At 57.0% G+C, this 18,053-nt stretch carries 13 protein-coding genes; 3 read left to right on the top strand and 10 right to left on the bottom strand.

Annotation, left to right across the window (positions count from 1 at the left end):
• Nucleotides 1–2: 2 nt before the first annotated feature.
• Nucleotides 3–1,094, top strand: a complete 1,092-nt coding sequence (locus tag HH216_RS04655) for a methionine aminotransferase (protein WP_254448814.1) — start codon at nt 3–5, stop codon at nt 1,092–1,094.
• A gap of 206 nt (nt 1,095–1,300) precedes the next feature.
• Here HH216_RS04655 and HH216_RS04650 read toward each other — a convergent pair whose 3' ends face one another.
• From HH216_RS04650 to HH216_RS04620, 7 genes are all read right to left on the bottom strand, one after another.
• Entirely contained in the window at nt 1,301–2,080 is a 780-nt protein-coding gene (locus tag HH216_RS04650; RefSeq protein ID WP_169549736.1) for a 3-hydroxyacyl-CoA dehydrogenase, read from the bottom strand.
• A 28-nt stretch (nt 2,081–2,108) separates the two neighbouring features.
• On the bottom strand, nt 2,109–2,807 hold the full coding sequence (locus HH216_RS04645) for a YjjG family noncanonical pyrimidine nucleotidase (RefSeq protein ID WP_169549735.1): 699 nt from the start codon (nt 2,805–2,807) through the stop codon (nt 2,109–2,111).
• 73 nt (nt 2,808–2,880) lie between these two features.
• On the bottom strand, nt 2,881–3,924 hold the full coding sequence (locus HH216_RS04640) for a class I SAM-dependent methyltransferase (protein ID WP_169549734.1): 1,044 nt from the start codon (nt 3,922–3,924) through the stop codon (nt 2,881–2,883).
• Nucleotides 3,925–4,043: 119 nt separating this feature from the next.
• Nucleotides 4,044–4,703 carry a hypothetical protein gene (locus HH216_RS04635; protein WP_169549733.1) on the bottom strand — a complete coding sequence of 220 codons (660 nt, stop codon included), beginning with the start codon at nt 4,701–4,703 and terminating at the stop codon, nt 4,044–4,046.
• A 54-nt stretch (nt 4,704–4,757) separates the two neighbouring features.
• Nucleotides 4,758–6,179 carry a Gfo/Idh/MocA family protein gene (locus HH216_RS04630; RefSeq protein ID WP_169549732.1) on the bottom strand — a complete coding sequence of 474 codons (1,422 nt, stop codon included), beginning with the start codon at nt 6,177–6,179 and terminating at the stop codon, nt 4,758–4,760.
• 200 nt (nt 6,180–6,379) lie between these two features.
• The gene (locus tag HH216_RS04625) at nt 6,380–7,006 is read right to left on the bottom strand and encodes a hypothetical protein (RefSeq protein ID WP_169549731.1); all 627 of its coding nucleotides are present in this window, start codon (nt 7,004–7,006) and stop codon (nt 6,380–6,382) included.
• A gap of 13 nt (nt 7,007–7,019) precedes the next feature.
• Nucleotides 7,020–10,679, bottom strand: coding sequence for a DEAD/DEAH box helicase (locus tag HH216_RS04620; RefSeq protein WP_169549730.1), 3,660 nt, complete (start codon nt 10,677–10,679; stop codon nt 7,020–7,022).
• Nucleotides 10,680–10,826: 147 nt separating this feature from the next.
• Between HH216_RS04620 and HH216_RS04615 the strand changes: the two genes are divergently transcribed.
• Nucleotides 10,827–11,039 (top strand): hypothetical protein, encoded by a 213-nt coding sequence (locus HH216_RS04615; protein ID WP_169549729.1) that lies wholly within the window; start codon nt 10,827–10,829, stop codon nt 11,037–11,039.
• A complete protein-coding gene (locus HH216_RS04610; protein ID WP_169549728.1) occupies nt 11,039–11,521 on the top strand; it encodes a putative toxin-antitoxin system toxin component, PIN family in 483 nt (160 codons plus the stop codon). The genes HH216_RS04615 and HH216_RS04610 overlap by 1 nt, the downstream gene beginning before the upstream one ends.
• Here the strand turns inward: HH216_RS04610 and HH216_RS04605 are convergent.
• From HH216_RS04605 to HH216_RS04595, 3 genes are all read right to left on the bottom strand, one after another.
• Nucleotides 11,450–12,877 carry a rubredoxin gene (locus HH216_RS04605; protein ID WP_169549727.1) on the bottom strand — a complete coding sequence of 476 codons (1,428 nt, stop codon included), beginning with the start codon at nt 12,875–12,877 and terminating at the stop codon, nt 11,450–11,452. The two genes, HH216_RS04610 and HH216_RS04605, sit on opposite strands and share 72 nt — an antisense overlap.
• Nucleotides 12,878–13,054: 177 nt before the next feature.
• Nucleotides 13,055–16,552: a nitrate reductase gene (locus tag HH216_RS04600; protein WP_169549726.1), complete on the bottom strand. Its 3,498-nt coding sequence runs from the start codon at nt 16,550–16,552 to the stop codon at nt 13,055–13,057.
• A 205-nt stretch (nt 16,553–16,757) separates the two neighbouring features.
• Nucleotides 16,758–18,044: an MFS transporter gene (locus HH216_RS04595; RefSeq protein WP_169549725.1), complete on the bottom strand. Its 1,287-nt coding sequence runs from the start codon at nt 18,042–18,044 to the stop codon at nt 16,758–16,760.
• Between the last annotated feature and the right edge of the window lie 9 nt (nt 18,045–18,053).

Below are 18,053 nucleotides of genomic sequence, written 5' to 3'. Positions count from 1 at the left end.
TGATGTCGCAACTGGCGACGGAGACGGGGGCACTGAATCTGTCGCAGGGCTTTCCCGGCTTCGACTGCGACCCCGCGCTGACGGCACTGGTCGACGAACATATGCGGGCGGGCCGGAATCAGTATGCGCCGATGACGGGTGTACCGGTGTTACGGGAGCGGCTGGCGCAGAAAACGGCGGAGCAGTACGGGGTTAGTTATGATCCTGATACGGAGGTCACGATTGTGTCGGGGGCAACGGAAGCGATTTTTGCGGCTGTTACAGCAGTGGTGCAGCCCGGCGATGAAGTGATTGTGTTTGAACCGGCTTACGACAGCTACGTGCCGACCATCGACCTGAACGGTGGCATACCCGTCTACATCACGCTAACCCCGCCCGACTACGCCGTCGACTGGTCGGTGGTGGAAGAGGCCATTACGGACCGTACACGGCTGATCATGGTCAACACCCCGCACAACCCGACCGGGCGCTGCTGGACCCGCGACGACCTCGATCAACTGGCCCGACTGGTGCAGGACCGCAACATTTGGCTGGTCAGTGATGAAGTCTACGAGCATATCCTGTTCGACGGGCGCACGCATCAGTCATTGATGACGCATCCGGTGCTGCGCGACCGCACGTTCGTGGTTGGATCGTTTGGGAAGACGTTTCACATCACGGGCTGGAAGATCGGGTATTGTCTGGCCTCAGCCCCACTGACAGCTGCGTTTCGTAAGATTCACCAGTATGTCACGTTTAGCACCGTTACGCCCATGCAATACGCCATTGCCGACTATTTGGCTGAACCGGCCCGCTACCAGCAACTCCCCGCTTTCTACCAGCGCAAACGGGATCTGTTTCTGGCTGGCATCGCCAATAGCCGGTTTCGATCCACACCCGCCGAGGGCAGCTTTTTTCAGTGCGTCGCCTACGACGCGATCACCGATGAGCCAGATTACGACTTGGCTATTCGACTGACGAAAGAGATCGGCGTGGCCTCGATTCCAACATCGGTATTCTACCACCAGCAGAACGACTACCACATTCTCCGCTTCTGCTTCGCTAAAACCGACGACGTCATCCAGGAAGCCGCCGAGCGATTGAGTAAGTTGTAGCTACGGATAGCCTGTTAGTTGTGTAGCCCAGACGTCCATATCTGAAAGGAGCGTCCGTGTAGCCTGGACCGGTGCGCCGGAGCGATCCACGTCCGGGTGCTCGTCAGGGTAACTATGCCAGGCGGTAGCTTTTTCGGTCGCTACGCGCCCACCCGGACCTGGAGCCGCGCCGGCGGGCCGGTCCAGGCTACACAACTACATCAGCACTATTTGGGCCCCATGCGGATAGCGCCATCCAAGCGGATGACTTCGCCGTTGAGCATGGCGTTTTCGATAATACTTTTTGCCAGTTGGGCGTATTCCGCCGGGCGGCCGAGCCGCGACGGGAACGGTACCTGCTGCCCCAGCGATAGCCGTGCTTCTTCGGGTAGCGACGCCAGCAGGGGCGTCTCGAACAAGCCGGGTGCAATGGTCATCACGCGAATACCCGACCGGGCGAGATCGCGGGCGATGGGCAACGTCATCCCGACGATACCGCCCTTCGACGCCGAATAAGCGGCCTGCCCCATCTGCCCGTCGAAAGCCGCAACCGAGGCCGTGCTGATGATAACGCCCCGCTCTCTTTCGGCATTCGGTTCGTTGCGCTCCATGGCCATGGCCGATAGCCGAATAGCGTTGAACGTACCGATCAGGTTGACGGCAATCACTTTCTGGAAAGCCGCCAGCGAGTGCGCCCCATACACGCCATCGACCTTGCCGAGCGTCTTGCGGGCTTCGGCTACTCCCGCGCAGTTGACGTTGATGTGCAATCCACCGAACGTATCGACGGCCCGGTTGATAGCCGCCTGTACGTCGCTTTCGTCAGTGACGTTGGTTAGGCAGAAGCGTACCCGCTTGCCCAGCTCGTCTGCCAAAGCGTAGCCACGCTCCTGATTCAGATCGGCGATAATGACGTTGGCTCCCTGCGCGGCCAGCATCCTGACGGTGGCTTCGCCCAGCCCCGAGGCACCCCCTGTGACGAGGGCAGTTGTGTTATCGAAAGTCATGCGTTGGCTTTTTGAGCGTGCTGATGCGTTATAGAATCGCCATCAGTTCGCGCCAGTGTTGAATGGTATAGGTCGGCGGCTCATCGACGGGTGTACCGGCCTGATTGTAGAACAGCGTATCGAGTCCGGCGCGTTTGCCCCCCAGAATGTCGGCTTCGTAATTATCACCGATCATCAGACTCTCCGACGCGTTGGCTCCGCTAATGTCCAGCGCATACCGAAAGATGGCCGGGTCGGGTTTTTTCGCGTTGACAATACCGTTGGTAATGACGTGTTCGAAGTAATGCGTGATGCCCGAGCTTTCCAGTTTGATTGCCTGAATGTCTGCGAAACCGTTGGTGATGATGTGCATCTGGTAGCGGTTGTGCAGGTAATCGAGTACGTCCTGCGCCGAGTCGAGGAGGTGTTTCTTGCGGGGTAGCAGGCGAAGGTATTCGTCGTTCATGGCTACGTGTATGTCACCACACTCGACGCCCATTGCCTGAAATACCATCGGAAACCGATTCTCACGGATGTAGCCGTGTGTAATCAGATTCTTGTCGTAGTCGGCCCAGAGCTGCTTGTTGATGCGGATAAAATGATTGCTGAACGTGTCGACCGATGAAATGCCCAGGTCGATCAGCGCGAAGGTGTCATACAATTCAGCAATCGACTCAGCGGAGTTTCGGTCGAAATCCCAGAGCGTGTGATCGAGATCAAAGAAAAGATGCTTGTATGGGGCAGGCATAAGATCGGGTTTCGATAGTCAGTTTACGGTTTACGCCACGCGGTGGTCGCCACAAAAGTACGTGTACACCCGGTTACTTTTTGGCTACTACCATCGCCCGGCCGGGGAGAGTGCGGTACCAGATGACTTTATGCTTCTTTAAACCCGCCTGTTGTTGCCACCCCTGTATTTCAGCGATAGAGTAATTTCCGGCAGTACTGCTTAGTCCGTAAAAAAGATCCGTGCTGCTGCCGATTAGTTCGGGTTTGCTGCCGGTTTCGGGCCGGATGAACTCGTTGACGATAAACACGCCACCCGGCCGCAACGCTTTTGCCACCTTGTCGGTCACGTGCTGATTCTGCCCGGCTGTGAAGTGATGAGCCAGACTCGATAGCAGGATAATGTCATAAGCATCGGTGCCAAAATCGTCGGTGAGCGCGTTGCCCGGCTGGTACTGTACCCGGTCGCCCATGCCCTGCCGTTCCAGCAGGGGTCTCGCCTGTTCGATGGCCGGGGGTAGGTCGAGGATGGTCGACGTCAGGGCGGGTATTTTTTTGCAGAGCACTACCGAATGCTGCCCGTGCGACCCACCAATGTCGAGCATCCGCGTGGCCGTTTTCGGAACCGGTGCTCGACGGCCAAACTCTTTGGCTTCCGTGCTTGTCGCGGCTACCATCGCTTCCTGGTAATACTGCCATTCGTCGGTCGTCAGGCTGTCGTGGTAGTGGATACCCTTACCTGTTTCGAGGTAGTCGCCCAGGTGATCGAGCCAATGCCAGGCCACGCGGTTGTTGAACACCATCATGCCGTGCACCGACATAGGGTCGTCGGGGAAGGCAAACCGGCGGGCCATTGGCGTCAGTTCAAACAGCTCGTTTTTGTAGGTGAAGTAGTGCATGGCCGTTAACAGACCCAACAGTTCACCGAGTGCTTTGCGGTTCAGGTTCAGAGCCTGTGTTAGCTGATCGAGCGTCTGCGGACCGGCTCCGGCGGCTTTGAATACCCCCTTGTCGGCAGCTTCCAGCACCGCTTTGGCCATCACGGGCATCACCTGCGCGTGCAACAGCGGAACCGGAGCCAGATTGGCCGTTTTGACCAGCCACTCCAGCGGATTTTCAGTCGAGATCGTTAATTGCATAGAGAAGAATCAACCCGTATTACGGCGTATCTGTCGGGCGTTGAATACAGACCTGTCGGACCGCGCCACGGTGGCCACCGTAAACCGTGATCTATAAACTGTAAACCGCCGATGCTGGTCTATTGATTTGCCGATTTTACCACTACGACCCGGTGTAATTCGCCCCATGCCTGGTTTAGTACGTGTTCGATGCGCTGCCAGTCGGCCTCGGTAGCACCACGCCCGGCTTCGTCGCACAGGCGCATGGCTTCGGCCCGTAGTTGTCCGTACCGGGTGAATGACGACGCCGGTTGTCGGTACAGCACGGCGGCCGTGGTGTCGAGGGCGTTGGCGAGGTCGGCATACGAATAGCGGTCGCGCTGCCGATGGACGATCCACCAGTTGAGCTCTTCGCGAGCCATGTCGGGTATTGTGAACGGTTCGGCCGTCAGTTCCTGAATGTTGTGGTAGTAGGTCGTCAGCTCCGGAAGGGCCTGCTGATAATCGGCGTTCGACTGACCGCGTTTGAACACGAAAGCCGCTTTGGTTGCCTGAAAACCCAGCCCGAACGACCGCCAGAATGGTGCGTGAAATTGTTGCCGTAACCCGCCCGCCAACTGCCAGAACAGCAATACCGGATTCTTGTCATAATACGACCGCCACATCGCCGTTTCGAGCCGGGCGACGGCCAACGGGTCAAACTGTCGGATGCTGTGTTTGCGGGGAACGGACAGATCAACGGCGATCCAGCCAATTAGTAACAGAGCGAGCGTCGGCCAAAGCCAGCGTTTTGGGGGCATATACAAAAAGTAAGGCGGAGCAGTGGCCCCGCCTTACCAACAACATACTGTTCGCTATTTCTTCTTTTTCGCCATCACCTTTTGTGGTGCTTTCGTAGCGGCATTTGTTTGTGTCATCGTAACCGGGTCCCAGTCAACGACTTTCTGCGTAAAGTAGCTTTCGTTGCAGGCCAGCACCGGGGCCGCGGCCCGGAAGCCGAAAACGGGGTCTTCGATCGTACCCTGACTGCCTTCGCGAACATTCTTGAAAAAATCGGCGAAGTGATTGGCGTGCGGATCGTCGTCCTTCGGCGACTCAAATTTGACCTCTTGTACGGGTTCAGCCTTACGCGTATCGGGCGGGTATTTGGCGTCGTACTGCTTGACGAATTCCTGCTGCACGGGTTCGGTGAACGTAAAGAAACTGTCGTAGCCGCCGTAGCCGGGCGCGACGGGCAGCTTCTTCTTGGTCAGGATCAGGTTGTTTTCCGAGAACTCAATCTGTCCCTCATTGCCGATGATGCGCGTCACGTCGTTAATACGTCCCGCGTTGGCAAAGTTGACCCGCAGCACCATCTGGAAGGCATTATGTTCTGCCGTTTTGGGGTAGTCCATAATGCTCGTCATGATGTCGGGCACGTCGCGCCCTTCCTTCCAGTACGCCAGATTTCCCGACGAAAAAATACGGGTCGGCCCCAGCGTATTCGTAACGTAATGTACGCCCGTAATCAGGTGAACGAATAGGTCGCCCGCGACGCCGGTACCGTAGTCGCGGTAGTTGCGCCAGCGGAAAAAACGGTTAGCGTCGAACGGACGTTTTGGCGCATCACCGAGAAACCGGTCCCAGTCGACGGTTTGGGTTGAAGCATCGGGTGGTACCGAGTAGTTCCAGGCTCCGATGGCGCTGAACCGATCGTTGTTGGATTCGATGTAATTAATCTCCCCAATGTCGCCTGCCTGCACCATACGCTTGGCTTCCTGAAAAGCTGCGCTGCTGATCCGCTGACTGCCCACCTGCATCGTCTTACCCGACTTCTTCCACGCGTTGATGACGGCTTTGCCTTCGTTAAGGTGCTGCACCATCGGTTTCTCGCAGTACACGTGTTTGCCCGCGTTCAGAGCCGCGATCGTGATGTGATCGTGCCAATGGTCGGGTACTACGACGATTACCGCGTCGACGTCGGGGCGGGCCAGAATTTCGCGGTAGTCACGGGTCGTAAACAGGGCTTTGTCTTTACCGAACGCCGTCTTGGCGTGTTCGAGCCGCCCGTCGTACAGATCGGCCACGGCCACCAGTTCGACGCCGGGCGTCTTCAACGCGGCCAGTGTGTCGAAATTTCCCTGAATACCCATGCCAATCGTCGCCAGTCGAATCTTGTCGCTGGGCGCAATTTTTTTCAGGTTCGGGATGTAGGCAAAGCCGGGGATGGCGGGTACTGCCGCCAATGCAGAAGCCGCCGAAAGGGTCTTGATAAAGGAACGTCGCGTTGAGGTCATGCTATCGGATGTCGTACATCCGTAAAAGCATCGTGCACCACTAACTTTACCTACGAAGTATTCTTTGGATAAAGCTACAGAGCAAAGTCAGGGTACGTATCCAGCCCAATTCAACGAATTAACGTTAATTCATTGAATGAATTCAACCAATTTAGGTTACAGTCAAAAACAAGCGAGTCCGGCTGAGCGTATCTATCGCTCTACTTGGCCCGTATTTCTGCGGATTTGACAGTAAACTGACTAATTATCCACTGAAATACACCCAGTACTTTTTCTAGTTCGGGATAGTATAGAATAGTCGGATCGGTGATGGCACGGTTTCCGTTTAGTTGTAGAAAAAGCCACTCGTTACCCGTTGTAACGCAGCCGTAAACAGCATCAAAATCAATATTGACTCGCTCATTCGTACTTCGGGCTGCCAGCATTTCACCTACGCACTGCGGAATACCGCTGTACAAGTCCTGACGCTTTGCTTCGACCAATACCATGATAGGTGGCTCTGGTAAAAAAGCTTTTGGATTGGCTGCAATGATGAAATCACAGATGCCGGATAGCTCACCCGGTAACGTTAGGGCTTCGCCGGAGAACAGCGCGATTTTGTCGAGATTGTTCTCTTTCACCGCCGACAGAACGGGCGCAATTAGCATCTCCGATACCGCTTTCTCGGATTTGGCCAGTGCTGGCGACAGTTGATTGATGGCCAGATAGGCGCGCAGCCAGTCAGGCAACGCAACTGGCGTGACCGGTGGTAGAAACGATTCGTTTTCAACGGTAATACCAAACCGATGACGTAGTTCCTGAAACGTTATCTGGCTGTAGATAAGCATGAATAAAGTAAGTTTAGCCTAAAGATACCAGTTCTTTCAGTTCGTCGTCGGAGAGGTCGCCGAGCCAGGTTTCGCCGGTTTTGACGCTGAGGTCGGCGAGTTCTTTTTTGCTGCGGATCATGGCGTCAATTTTCTCTTCCAGCGTTCCCTGGTTCATTAGCCGGTACACCAGTACGTTCTTCGTCTGTCCGATGCGGAAGGCGCGGTCAGTGGCTTGATTTTCGACAGCCGGGTTCCACCACAAATCATAGTGAATGACGTGATTGGCCTGCGTCAGGTTCAGGCCCGTACCACCAGCTTTGAGCGACAGAATAAATGTGTGGTCAGAGCGGTTTTTCTGGAACTGCTCGACCATCTGATCGCGGTCGGGGCGGGAGGTGCCGCCGTGTAGAAACAGCGGCTGCTGCCCAAATGCCTGCTGGATAAACTGTTGGAGCAGTTCACCCATTTCGCGGTACTGCGTAAAAATCAGCACCTTCTCGTGGTTGGCGTAGATCGTTTCGAGCAGGTTGAGCAATAGGGTCGCCTTGCCCGATAATGACGGTGTCGCGTCGCCTTCTTTCAGGTACTGACGTGGGTGGTTGCCGATCTGTTTCAGGGCCGTCATCAGCTTCAACACCAAGCCGCGCCGGGCAATGCCGTCTTTCTCCTCGATAGCCCGGATACTTTCTTCGACCACGCTGTGGTACAGGGCTGCCTGCTCGGTCGTGAGAGCGCAAAACTGATTGTTCTCGATCTTGTCGGGTAGGTCGCTGATGATCGTTTTATCGGTTTTGACGCGCCGGAGCAGGAACGGACTCGTTACGCGCCGGAACTGATCGAGTTTCTGGCGGTCGCGTTCCTGCTGAATCGGCTTGCCAAACTCCTCATTGAACTTGGTCAGCCCGCCTAGATAGCCCTTATTGACGAAGTCCATAATGCTCCAGAACTCCGACAGCCGGTTCTCGACGGGCGTACCGCTGAGGGCAATGCGGATCGGTGATTTCAGGGCTTTGACCGCTTTGGTCTGTTCCGTATCGGCGTTTTTGATGTTCTGCGCTTCGTCGATAATCACCACTGCCCAGGTCGTCTTCTTAAGCGATTCCAGGTCAGAACGTACCACGCCGTAGGTCGTCAGCAGCAGATCGTAGTTCGCGTCGTCGGGAAGCTTGCGGCCGGGACCGTGGTAGACGTGCGGGCGCAGGTCAGGGGCGAAACGGGCGATTTCCTTCTGCCAGTTGGTTAGCAGCGTAGTGGGCAGCACAACCAGACCTTTCTGCTTTTTAAACCGACCTTCCTGCTTGAATTTCAACAGCAGGGTAATGACCTGCAAGGTTTTTCCCAGGCCCATGTCGTCGGCCAGCAGGCTACCCATGCCAAGGGCGGTGTTTTTGACGAGCCAGTCATAACCGCGTTGCTGGTAGGGGCGAAGGCTGGCGTTGAGGGCGTCAGGAAGGGGTTGCGCCTGCGCGTCGGTAAACTGCTGGATGATTTCGCGCACATCAGGCGGAATCCCCAGCCGCCCGCCTTTGTATTCTTCCGACAGAGCCGCCCGGAGGAGGTCGGCACCGGTCAGCTCGGGCGGGGTTTCGAGTTGCTTATAGAGCTTGCTCAGGTCATTGGCATCGATCAATACGTACTGATCTTTGATCTTGACCAGCCCCGTCGAATCGTTGACCAGCTTCTGAAACTCCTTCACGCCCACCATCTCCTCGCCGAGGGCAATCTGCCAGTCGAAGGTGAGCATATCGTCCAGCCGCATAAACGCATTGCTGGCCGTGGCTTTCGCTTTGGCCCGCAGCCGCCCACCCGCCGACGGGCGTACCCAGTGCCGGAGTGATTTTGGGAGCAGCAGCGAAATGCCAAGTAGCTGCATCCGGGGCAGCGTGTCGAGCAGGATCTTGACGAAGTCGTCGGGTTTGTAGTAGAGGTACGCTTCACCGTCGGCTTTGGTTAGCTGGGCCAAGTCGGGGAAGTGCCGCGACAGTACCAGCAGATCCTGCAACACGGCCATGCGAATACCGGCGTGGGCTTTGTCGCGCAGGATGTCGGCCAGCGGTATCGGGGGAACGACGGTGGGTGTGGTTGCCCCCTTTTTCGTCGACCGGCCCGACTTCGGCGCAGGTTCCGGCGCGACGGGTTTGGCGTCGTTGTCGCGGATGAGTAGGCTAACCCGGAATTCTTCGCCCAGTTCGCTGTCTTCCACCGCCAGCACGGGTACGAACCGTTTGTGGGTCAGGAAAAAGTCGTTGAGCCAGAGCTGCATGGCCAGTGGCATCTCCCGCTTGCCAAACCCCTCAAACCGGACTGTTTCGACCCCGAAAAAAAGCCGGTCGGCATCTTCCAGCGGCCAGCGTTCCCACAGTTCAACCGTGGCGTCGTGAACGAGTGGGCGCATCAACAACGAACAGAGCATCAGCGTCTGTTCGCGTCCGGTAAAGGCAAGCCAGTCTTTTTGCCAGCGCAGGGTGAGAAGCAATGGCGGTAGTTGCAGGGCCAGCAAATCAGTTTGCGTCCGTACGGCGTCGTTGAGCGTCGCTGGTAGCCACCGAACCCGATACTGCTCTTCTTTTACGCCCAAACACAGCAACTGCGGCACCACGGCTCCCCGGCGGAGCAGGGCGGCCGAAAACTGGTGCGCGAGGTACAGGGCCCGTACTGAATCGCTCATCTCCGCGAAGTCGGCTTCGGTAAGCGTGTCGAGCCAGTCGGTCAGATCGCTGATGTCGTAATCGGCAAAGGCGCGTTGTTCACCGTGTTCGGAAAACACGCCTACCTTTTTCACCTCCATCAACTCGTCGAGTTGTAGTTCGATGCTGTCGCTCGGGCTGGGCGTTTCGGGTTGCTCGGCGGTCGTTTTAGCCGTGACTTTGGCTGCGGCCCTGGGCTTTCGGCCACGCGCTGCCGCTACCGGACTGGTGGTTTTGGTCTGTTCGTTGGCCGCTTTGCCGAACAACGTGTACGCCCTGCTGAGCGACTTCAGGAAATCACTTTTTGTGAACGTAACGTCGGGTTGCAGCAGATCGAGAAGTTTCTCGGACAGGGGCGGAATGGTGGCAAAGTCGAGCTGTTTGCGGGCGTCGGTGTCGGGTCGCCAGTCTTCGTCGTCGGGCAGGTCGTCAGTACCCAGTTCGCGCAAAAGCAGTACGCTTTCCATCCCGCCAACCAGTACGTCGGCCTGCTGATTCTTCAACTCATCCAGAATGTCCAGCCCTTTTAGCTGAAACACCAGAAACGGATTCCGGTCGATTTCATTGGCAATGACGTAAATGACAGTCGCCAGGTGCTTACAGGGGACCGCGTAATCAGGACAGGAACAGCCCATTCCCAAATCATCGAAGGAAGCGGGAAACAGGGGGATTTTGCGGGCGTCCGCAAACTGTACCAGTTCCTCCGGCAACTGCCGGTTCAACAGCCGCGCCAGTATTGCGGGATTGTTGCTGATTTCCGCTAGCAGCGCTTCTTTTTCCGAACTGGTGAATAGGGGTACGGTCAGCTTTACCTTGTAAGGCCGTGGTTTTGTTCCCTTCACTGACGCGCTGATCAGATTGGCGTCAATTTTCAGGCTTTGAACGGCTCCTTTGTTGGCGTAGGTTTTACCACGGGGAATCCGACTCTCTTCATCAATCTGGGTCAGCGCGTTGAGCCACTGTTGGCCCCACCAGGTTTTGCCGTAGCTAATGCGTTCGGCCATGTAATACGGGATAATTTAGTTGATACGTAAAAGTAACGGTTTACCATTTAATGCTTGTCCGACACAGCCTGTACCCATGGTCGCATGGTGTACTAGTGGACGCTACTGATAGATAAACTGATAACCAGTAAATTTGTATATTGCTTTATGCTTACACCGCTGCAATTAGAATTATTAAAAACGTTCTCCCGGCCAATACCGGAGCATCAACTAGTTGAGATTCGTCAGCTACTAACGGATTATTTCGCGCAAAAAATCGACCAGGATATGGATCAACTGTTTGCCGAAAACGGCTGGGATGCATCCGTGGCTGAACAATGGGCTACTGAACATAATCGAACACCCTACCGGCCTGATTGATGCGAATTGTGCTCGATACGAACTGTTTGCTCGCCATTTTGCCTAAAGTGTCGGCGTATCGACCTGTTTTTGATGCCTATCGAAGTGAACGGTTTGAACTTGCCGTCAGTACGTCAATTCTTGCCGAGTACGAAGAAATTCTGAGTGCCCGGACCACGCCCGCTATTGCCCGCAACGTGTTGGAATTGATCAATCGTCAGCCCAATACTATTCTAAGCACAGTGTATTACCAGTGGGGGATTATCACCACCGACTATGATGATAACAAGTTTGTCGATTGCGCGCTTGCAGTTAGTGCAAACTACATTGTCACGAATGATCGTCATTTCAACCAGATTCGTGAACACGATTTTCCGGTTATCGCCTGCCTGCGGCTCGATGCATTTATGGCACTGCTTCCCTGGATAACCTTACACCAGCCACTTTTCCACAAACAAACCCTTCTCAGCTTCGCAGACGTCGCACGTATAGTCTGTTGCTAACTCCCCGAATGACGTGCCGGGCGTGATGCCCCGGTGCGGTTCGCCGTATTGCGCGTCGTAGCGGCTCAGGCAGCCGGGGCATTGATGGACCAGCCGTTTTGGCTGTTCGGCAGGTTTGTCATCGTCGGCGAAGGAAGGGCTGACGGGTGCGCTGAGTCGCTCGTAATATGCCAATGACAACTGCCGAATCGACTCGCCAAGCTGCCCCAGCGACTGGCTTTTGGCGAATAGCACGTACTGCGCATTGGTCGTGGAATGACTCGCCCGCTGATAGATGTCGAACGATTCAGGGCTACCGTTCTGCTGAATCACAACCTGCGCGGCTGCTTCCGAAAACGGTACTTTCACGGCAAAACTCAGCTCATCCGTCCGTACGTCGGTATCGTCCAGTTGGTTGAGAATCTGGTTTTTCAGCGCAATCGCGTGGTCGTCAGTATTGGGTAACTGCCAGTTCAGGTGCCACGCCGGAACGTTGGTGCGGATGCCGAAACGGCCTAGCAGCCGGTCCCAGGCGGGGCGGTCGGCGTCGCGGATTTCCTTGATGAGCAACGTCTTGTACGGCGTCAGATACAATTGCCCCACGCGGGTTTCGCGGCAGAGGTCGCAGAGGGCTTCTATGAACCCCAGTGGAAACGTAAACGATTTACGGAACAGGCCCAGCCAGTAGTTACCCGATGGTCCCCGGTGGAATCCTTCATAAACAGGCATGGTGCTGTCTGGTAGGATCAGTTCCTGCGACACCTTGCGGGTGTTGCCCTGAAAATCGGCCATCACCGCCCGGTAGAACGTTTCGGCTGTCGCCCGCACCCCCGTATCGACTTCGTTCTGAAAATAATACTTCTCAACTACCCGCACGAACGCGCCGATCGACTCACTTTCCAGCAGAATCGGCCACGCGTACCGGCGTACACTCCCCGACGGCCGCAGAAAGACATACCAGTATCCCGCTTCGGGCGACGCCACGAAATTGACATTACCCGTAAACGGCGAAACCAGCGACTGAGCCGGGTCGATGAAGTTGATTTTCAGCCGGGGGCTTACCTCCCGAAATTGCGCCAGCACGTCCAGATACACGCCCGCTGTCAGCCAGGGGGTATCAGCGAAAACGTCGGTGGCGGGTAAGGACGACACAATGTTCTGCGCCAGCGGATCGGCTTCGTCGGTGAGCAGTCCCAGCGCCTGAATACGCCGGGCAAGGTCTTCGCGAATCGTTTTCGAGGGCGGGTTGAGCAGAATTTCCTGCCGGTTGCTCACTTCCAGCGTTGTCAGGCCATAGTCCTGCGCCCAGCCAGCGATTTGCCGGAGGTCGTTGGGGGCAAGGCTACCGCCTTGTGTGAGAATACGGAGCGACGTCATGGGTTAGTCAATAGTTAGCAATCGGTCAGGCGAATCGATGAGAGACACAGGAAGAGTGGGAGGGGGTAATGGCGGATAGCGGAAGCCACGTTCCTGTTGAATAGCCACATTAATTCTGCCTGAAAGGGCCTTTCCCATGTCAATAGCTTTACTCAAAACTACGTAATTCTTGTCGGTCTACACCCCGACCGCTGCCTTCTTGCCAACCCGGTCGAGGATGGCTTTGACTTCGGGTTTGCAGGAGCCGCAGCCGGTTCCGGCACCGGTCGTCTGGCAAAGTTTACCGAACTCGGTAGCACCCCCTTTGATGGCTTCGATCAGGTTGCCTTCGCCGACGGTGTTGCACGAACAGACCAGCTTACCCAGCACGGGTTTGGGCGCCTGCCCCGACCGAAGCAGCGACAGCCGCTTGTCCGACAGTTCGGTGCGGTTGTGAATCAGGTCTTTGTACTCCAGAAACTCGTTTTTGTCGCCGATTAGAATCGCCCCAACAAGCCGGTCGCGGTGGATGATGCACTTTTTGTAGTAGCGTTTGGCCCGGTCGATGAACACCACTTCCTCGTATCCTTTGGCCCCCGCCGGTGCCGATGGAATGCCCAGCGAACACAGGTTCAGCCCGTCCATTTTCAGGATGTTCATCGATAGCGAACCGGCGTAGTGGTTAACCAGATCGCCGTTGAGGTGTCGGGCGATAACCTCGGCCTGCTCTTCGGCCGCTGCCGTGATGCCCCATAGCTGCCCGCTCATTTCGGCTACCTCACCGGCCGCGAAAACGCTGGGATCGCTCGTTTGCAGGTATTCGTTCACGACGATACCCCGATTAACAGTCAGGCCAGCCGCGCGGGCGAGTTCAGCGTTGGGCTGCGTACCGATAGCAAACACGACGGCTTTGACGGGAATGGTCTGCCCGTTGGCCATGTGTACACCCTCGACCGACTTTTCACCGACGTAGTAGCGAATGCTTTCGTTGTAGAGAATGTCAATGCCCCGGTCGGTCAGTTCCTGATACAGCAGTTCGCTGGCGACTTCGTCGAGTTGGCGGGTCATCAGGCGGTTTTCGCGTTGTACGACGTAGACCCGCACGCCAATCTCCCGCAGCGACGCGGCCAGTTCCAGCCCCAGCAGGCCACCGCCCACGATCATGCACGGGTCGCCGGGTTGAAGCTGAGCCAGCAGGTCGTCGGCATCGTGGCGGGTACGCATCGTCAGCACGCCTTGCAGGTTGGTTTTGTATTCGGCAGGCATAAACGCCCGGCTGCCGGTGGTCAGGAGCAGCACGTCGTAGGGGTGAACCGCGCCGGTTGAATCGGTGATCGTTTTGGCGTCGCGGTCGATGGTGTCGATGCTGACGCCGGTATGCAGCGTTACGTTCAGATCGGCCACGGCGTCGGGCGTGAGCTTCACCAGCTTGTCCCACGATTTGACTCCGCTGACGTAGTCGGGGAGCATGACGCGGTTGTAGAACGGGTTCACCTCCCGGCTGAAGACGTGGATGTCGTCGTCAACGTTGAGGGCGCGGTGGGCACTGACAAAGCGCGTAGCGGCAGCACCGGCCCCGACGATCAGGATGCGCCGGGCAGGCATGGCGACTTTCGCGACCTGCACGGCCGAAAACTTCAAATCCGGTTCTTTCGAGACGGGGTCGTAGAGCGAACTCGTGACGTTGTTGGCGCGGGCGAAGCCTTTGTTGAAGAGCTTGCCCCAGTGCATCGGCAGGAACACTACGCCCCGCCGGATGTCTTTCGTCACGGTCGCGTTGACCCGTACTTCGCCCCGGTGGCCCGTAATCACGACCGGGTCGCCGTCCTGAATGCCGCGCTCGTCGGCGTCTTTCGGGTGAATTTCCAGGAACGGCTTCGGGATGTGCGTGTTCAGCTTGGCGACCTTGCCCGTTTTGGTCATTGTGTGCCACTGATCGCGGATGCGACCGGTGGTCAACACGAGCGGAAAGTCGGGTGTGGTGGGTTCGGAGTGATTTTCGTCGGACACCGTTTTGATCTGCGCCCGGCAGTTGGGTGTATAAAACTGATGATCCGTGAACAGTCGCGCTGTACCGGTCGATTCAGTGGTCGGAACGGGCCATTGGATGGTGCCACCCGTGCGGAGTCGCTCGTGACTCAGGCCCGTAACGTCGATGTTCGTGCCCGTCGTCAGTCGTACGTGTTCGTCGTAAACCTGCGACGGATGCGTGTAGGGAAAAGCGTCGCCGAAGCCCATTTTCTGCGCGAACGTCCAAATGATTTCGGCGTCGGGTTTGGCTTCGCCCGGTGGTTCAGCAAATTTGTTCAGGTACGACACGCGCCGTTCCGAACTGGTCATTGTGCCGATTTTTTCACCCCAGCCAGCCGCCGGTAGCACCAGATCGGCGTAGGCGACGGTATCGGCCCGGTTCGAAATATCCTGTACCACCACGAATTTGGCGTTTTGCAGGGCTTCTTCGACAATTTTTGAGTCGGGCAGGCTGACCATCGGGTTCGTGCAGACGATCCAGACGGCTTTCATGCGCCCGTCGCGCAGGGCGGCAAACATGTCGGTCGCCGTCAGGCCGGGTTTGGCCGGTACACTGTCGACGCCCCAGAAGTCGGCTACTTCCTGCCGGTGGGCGGGGTTGGCCATGTCGCGGTGGGCTGATAGCAGGTTAGCCATGCCGCCCGTTTCACGCCCGCCCATCGCGTTGGGCTGCCCCGTCAGCGACAGCGGTCCAGCGCCGGGCTTACCAATCTGCCCTGTGATAAGCGACAGGTTGATGAGCGACACGTTTTTGTTGACACCGACCACACTTTGGTTCAGGCCCATCGTCCACATGCTCATAAACCCTTTCGAGCGACCGATGTATTCGATGGCCCATTTCAAATCTTCCAGCGAAATGCCGCAGATCGAAGCGGCTTCTTTCAGCGTCCGTTCGTGGACTTTTTCGTTGAACGAGTCAAAGCCGTCGGTGTGGTTGTCGATAAAATTCTGGTCGATCATCCCCCGGTCAATCAGGCCCCGCGCGATGGCGTGATAGAGCGTGATGTCGGTGCCGGGTTTGATTTGCAGGTGCAGGTCGGCCATCACGGCAGTCTGCGTCCGGCGCGGGTCGACCACGATCAGCTTGAAATCGGGGAAGGCCGCTTTGCGGGCTTCGACGCGCCGGAAAATAATCGGGTGGCACCAGGCCGGGTTCGCCCCCGCCACCAGCAGCGTATCGGCCAGGTCGATGTCTTCGTAGGAGCACGGCACCGAGTCTTCGCCCAGCGTCTGCTTGTAGCCCACCACCGCCGACGACATACACAGCCGCGAATTGGTGTCGAGATTGTTCGTCCCCAGAAACCCTTTCGTCAGCTTGTTGATCAGGTAATATTCTTCCGTCAGGCACTGCCCCGATGCGTAGAAACCGACCGAATCGGGGCCGTATTTGGCGATCAGGGATTTAAACACGGCAGCCGCCCGGTCCAGCGCGTCGTCCCACGACACCCGTTCGAGGGGCATACTCCGGTTGTAGCGCATCTGCGGGTACAGCAGCCGGTCCGACTGATCCATGACCGTGTAATGCAGGTTCATGCCCTTCGAGCACAACATGCCCTTACTGCCGGGGTGGCTGGGATCGCCCTGAAGCGTGAGCTGACCGTTACGGTCTTTATCAACCAACACGCCACAGCCGACACCACAATACGAACAGGTTGACTTTACCATAGGAGAGACTGTCTAGGTCTACCCCCAACCCCCTGAAGGGGGCTTCACCGCCGAGTGAGTAAAGCCCCTTCAGGGGGTTGGGGGTAAAATAAACCAACAAAAAAGTGTATAAGGGAGAGCGGATGAACGGGTGGAAGGGGCAGCGCAGGAAAGGCGTTACTAGCCCGACCCATGCTGTCCCCTTCCACCCGTTTCCGGTTTGGATTTATGCAAACTCAACGACCGATTCCTCCACCGGCTTTTTCTCGAAGCGCGTCACGGCGATAATCATCGCGACGACGGCCACGGCAATACCGATGTACAGAAACGCTTGTCCGTAGCTGATACTTTCCGACTTGAACAGGAAGCCCGCCAGCACCCCGCCGACGTTACCACCCGCCCCAACGATACCGCTGACAGCACCTACCGCCCGCTTGTTCACGAACGGTACGATGGCGTAGGTCGCTCCGTTGGCCATTTTCAGGAACATCGCGAAACCCAGCATTACCGCTACTGCCAGCGCGACGCTGGGCATTTGGGAAAACAGCATGATACCCAGTCCTTCGAGCAGCAGCATGGTTGCCAGCAGAATGCCCTTACCGCGCATGCCGTATTTCGCGCCTACTTTGTCGGCGACGATACCGCCGAGCGCACGGGCGAAAATGTTCATAAAGCCAAACACACCCGCCAACAGACCCGCCGTTGCCAGATCAAGTTTGAAGGTGTCGGTGAAGTAGAGCGCGGCCACACCGTCGAAGGTGATTTCGATACCGAAGCAGGCACCATAGGCCAGAAACAAAGCCCACACGCGCCAGTCGGCAGCGGCTTTACCAAAGCTAACCGGATTGGCGTCCGGGGTTTTGGCGCGGTTGATCTCCGAATAGTTGCCCTCCGGCGTGTCTTTCGTGAAGCGGTAATACACAAACGCCATTACCAGCAGCATTACGCCCGGTACCAGCATCGCCAGCCGCCACGCTTCGGGCTTGGTGTAGCCTGCCGCGACGAACGCGCCCAAGATCAGCGGCATCACCATGTTCGTGACGCCCCCGCCGAGGTTACCCCAACCACCGGCTACAGCGTTGGCCGTGCCTTTGATGTTGTCGGCAAACATGGATGAGGTGTGGAACTGCGTAATGACGAACGACGCGCCGATAACGCCAATCGCCAGCCGGAACCACAGAAACGACTCGTAGCTATGCGCCAGCCCGATGCCCAGCACGGGAATCGATCCCAGAATTAGCAGGGCCGTGTACGTAATCCGGGGGCCGAGCGTGTCGCATAACCGCCCGACGATCAGCCGCGCAAACACCGTGATCGACACGGCCGCGATGATCGCGTTACCGATCTGCGGTTTGGTCAGGTGCAGGTCTTCACGGATGATGGGCATCAGCGGGGCAATGCCGAACCAGCCGAAGAAACAAACGAAAAACGTCATCCACGTGATGTGGAACGTGCGCATCTGAATCCCCGATGCTGAGAAGATATTGAGCCTGGTTAACTTGCCGGTCGTCATGAGTACAGC

This window comes from Spirosoma rhododendri, from assembly GCF_012849055.1.
Taxonomy (GTDB): Bacteria; Bacteroidota; Bacteroidia; order Cytophagales; family Spirosomataceae; genus Spirosoma; species Spirosoma rhododendri.
Note: the sequence above shows the minus strand (reverse complement) of the source record. Positions and strands in the feature narration are given on the sequence as shown.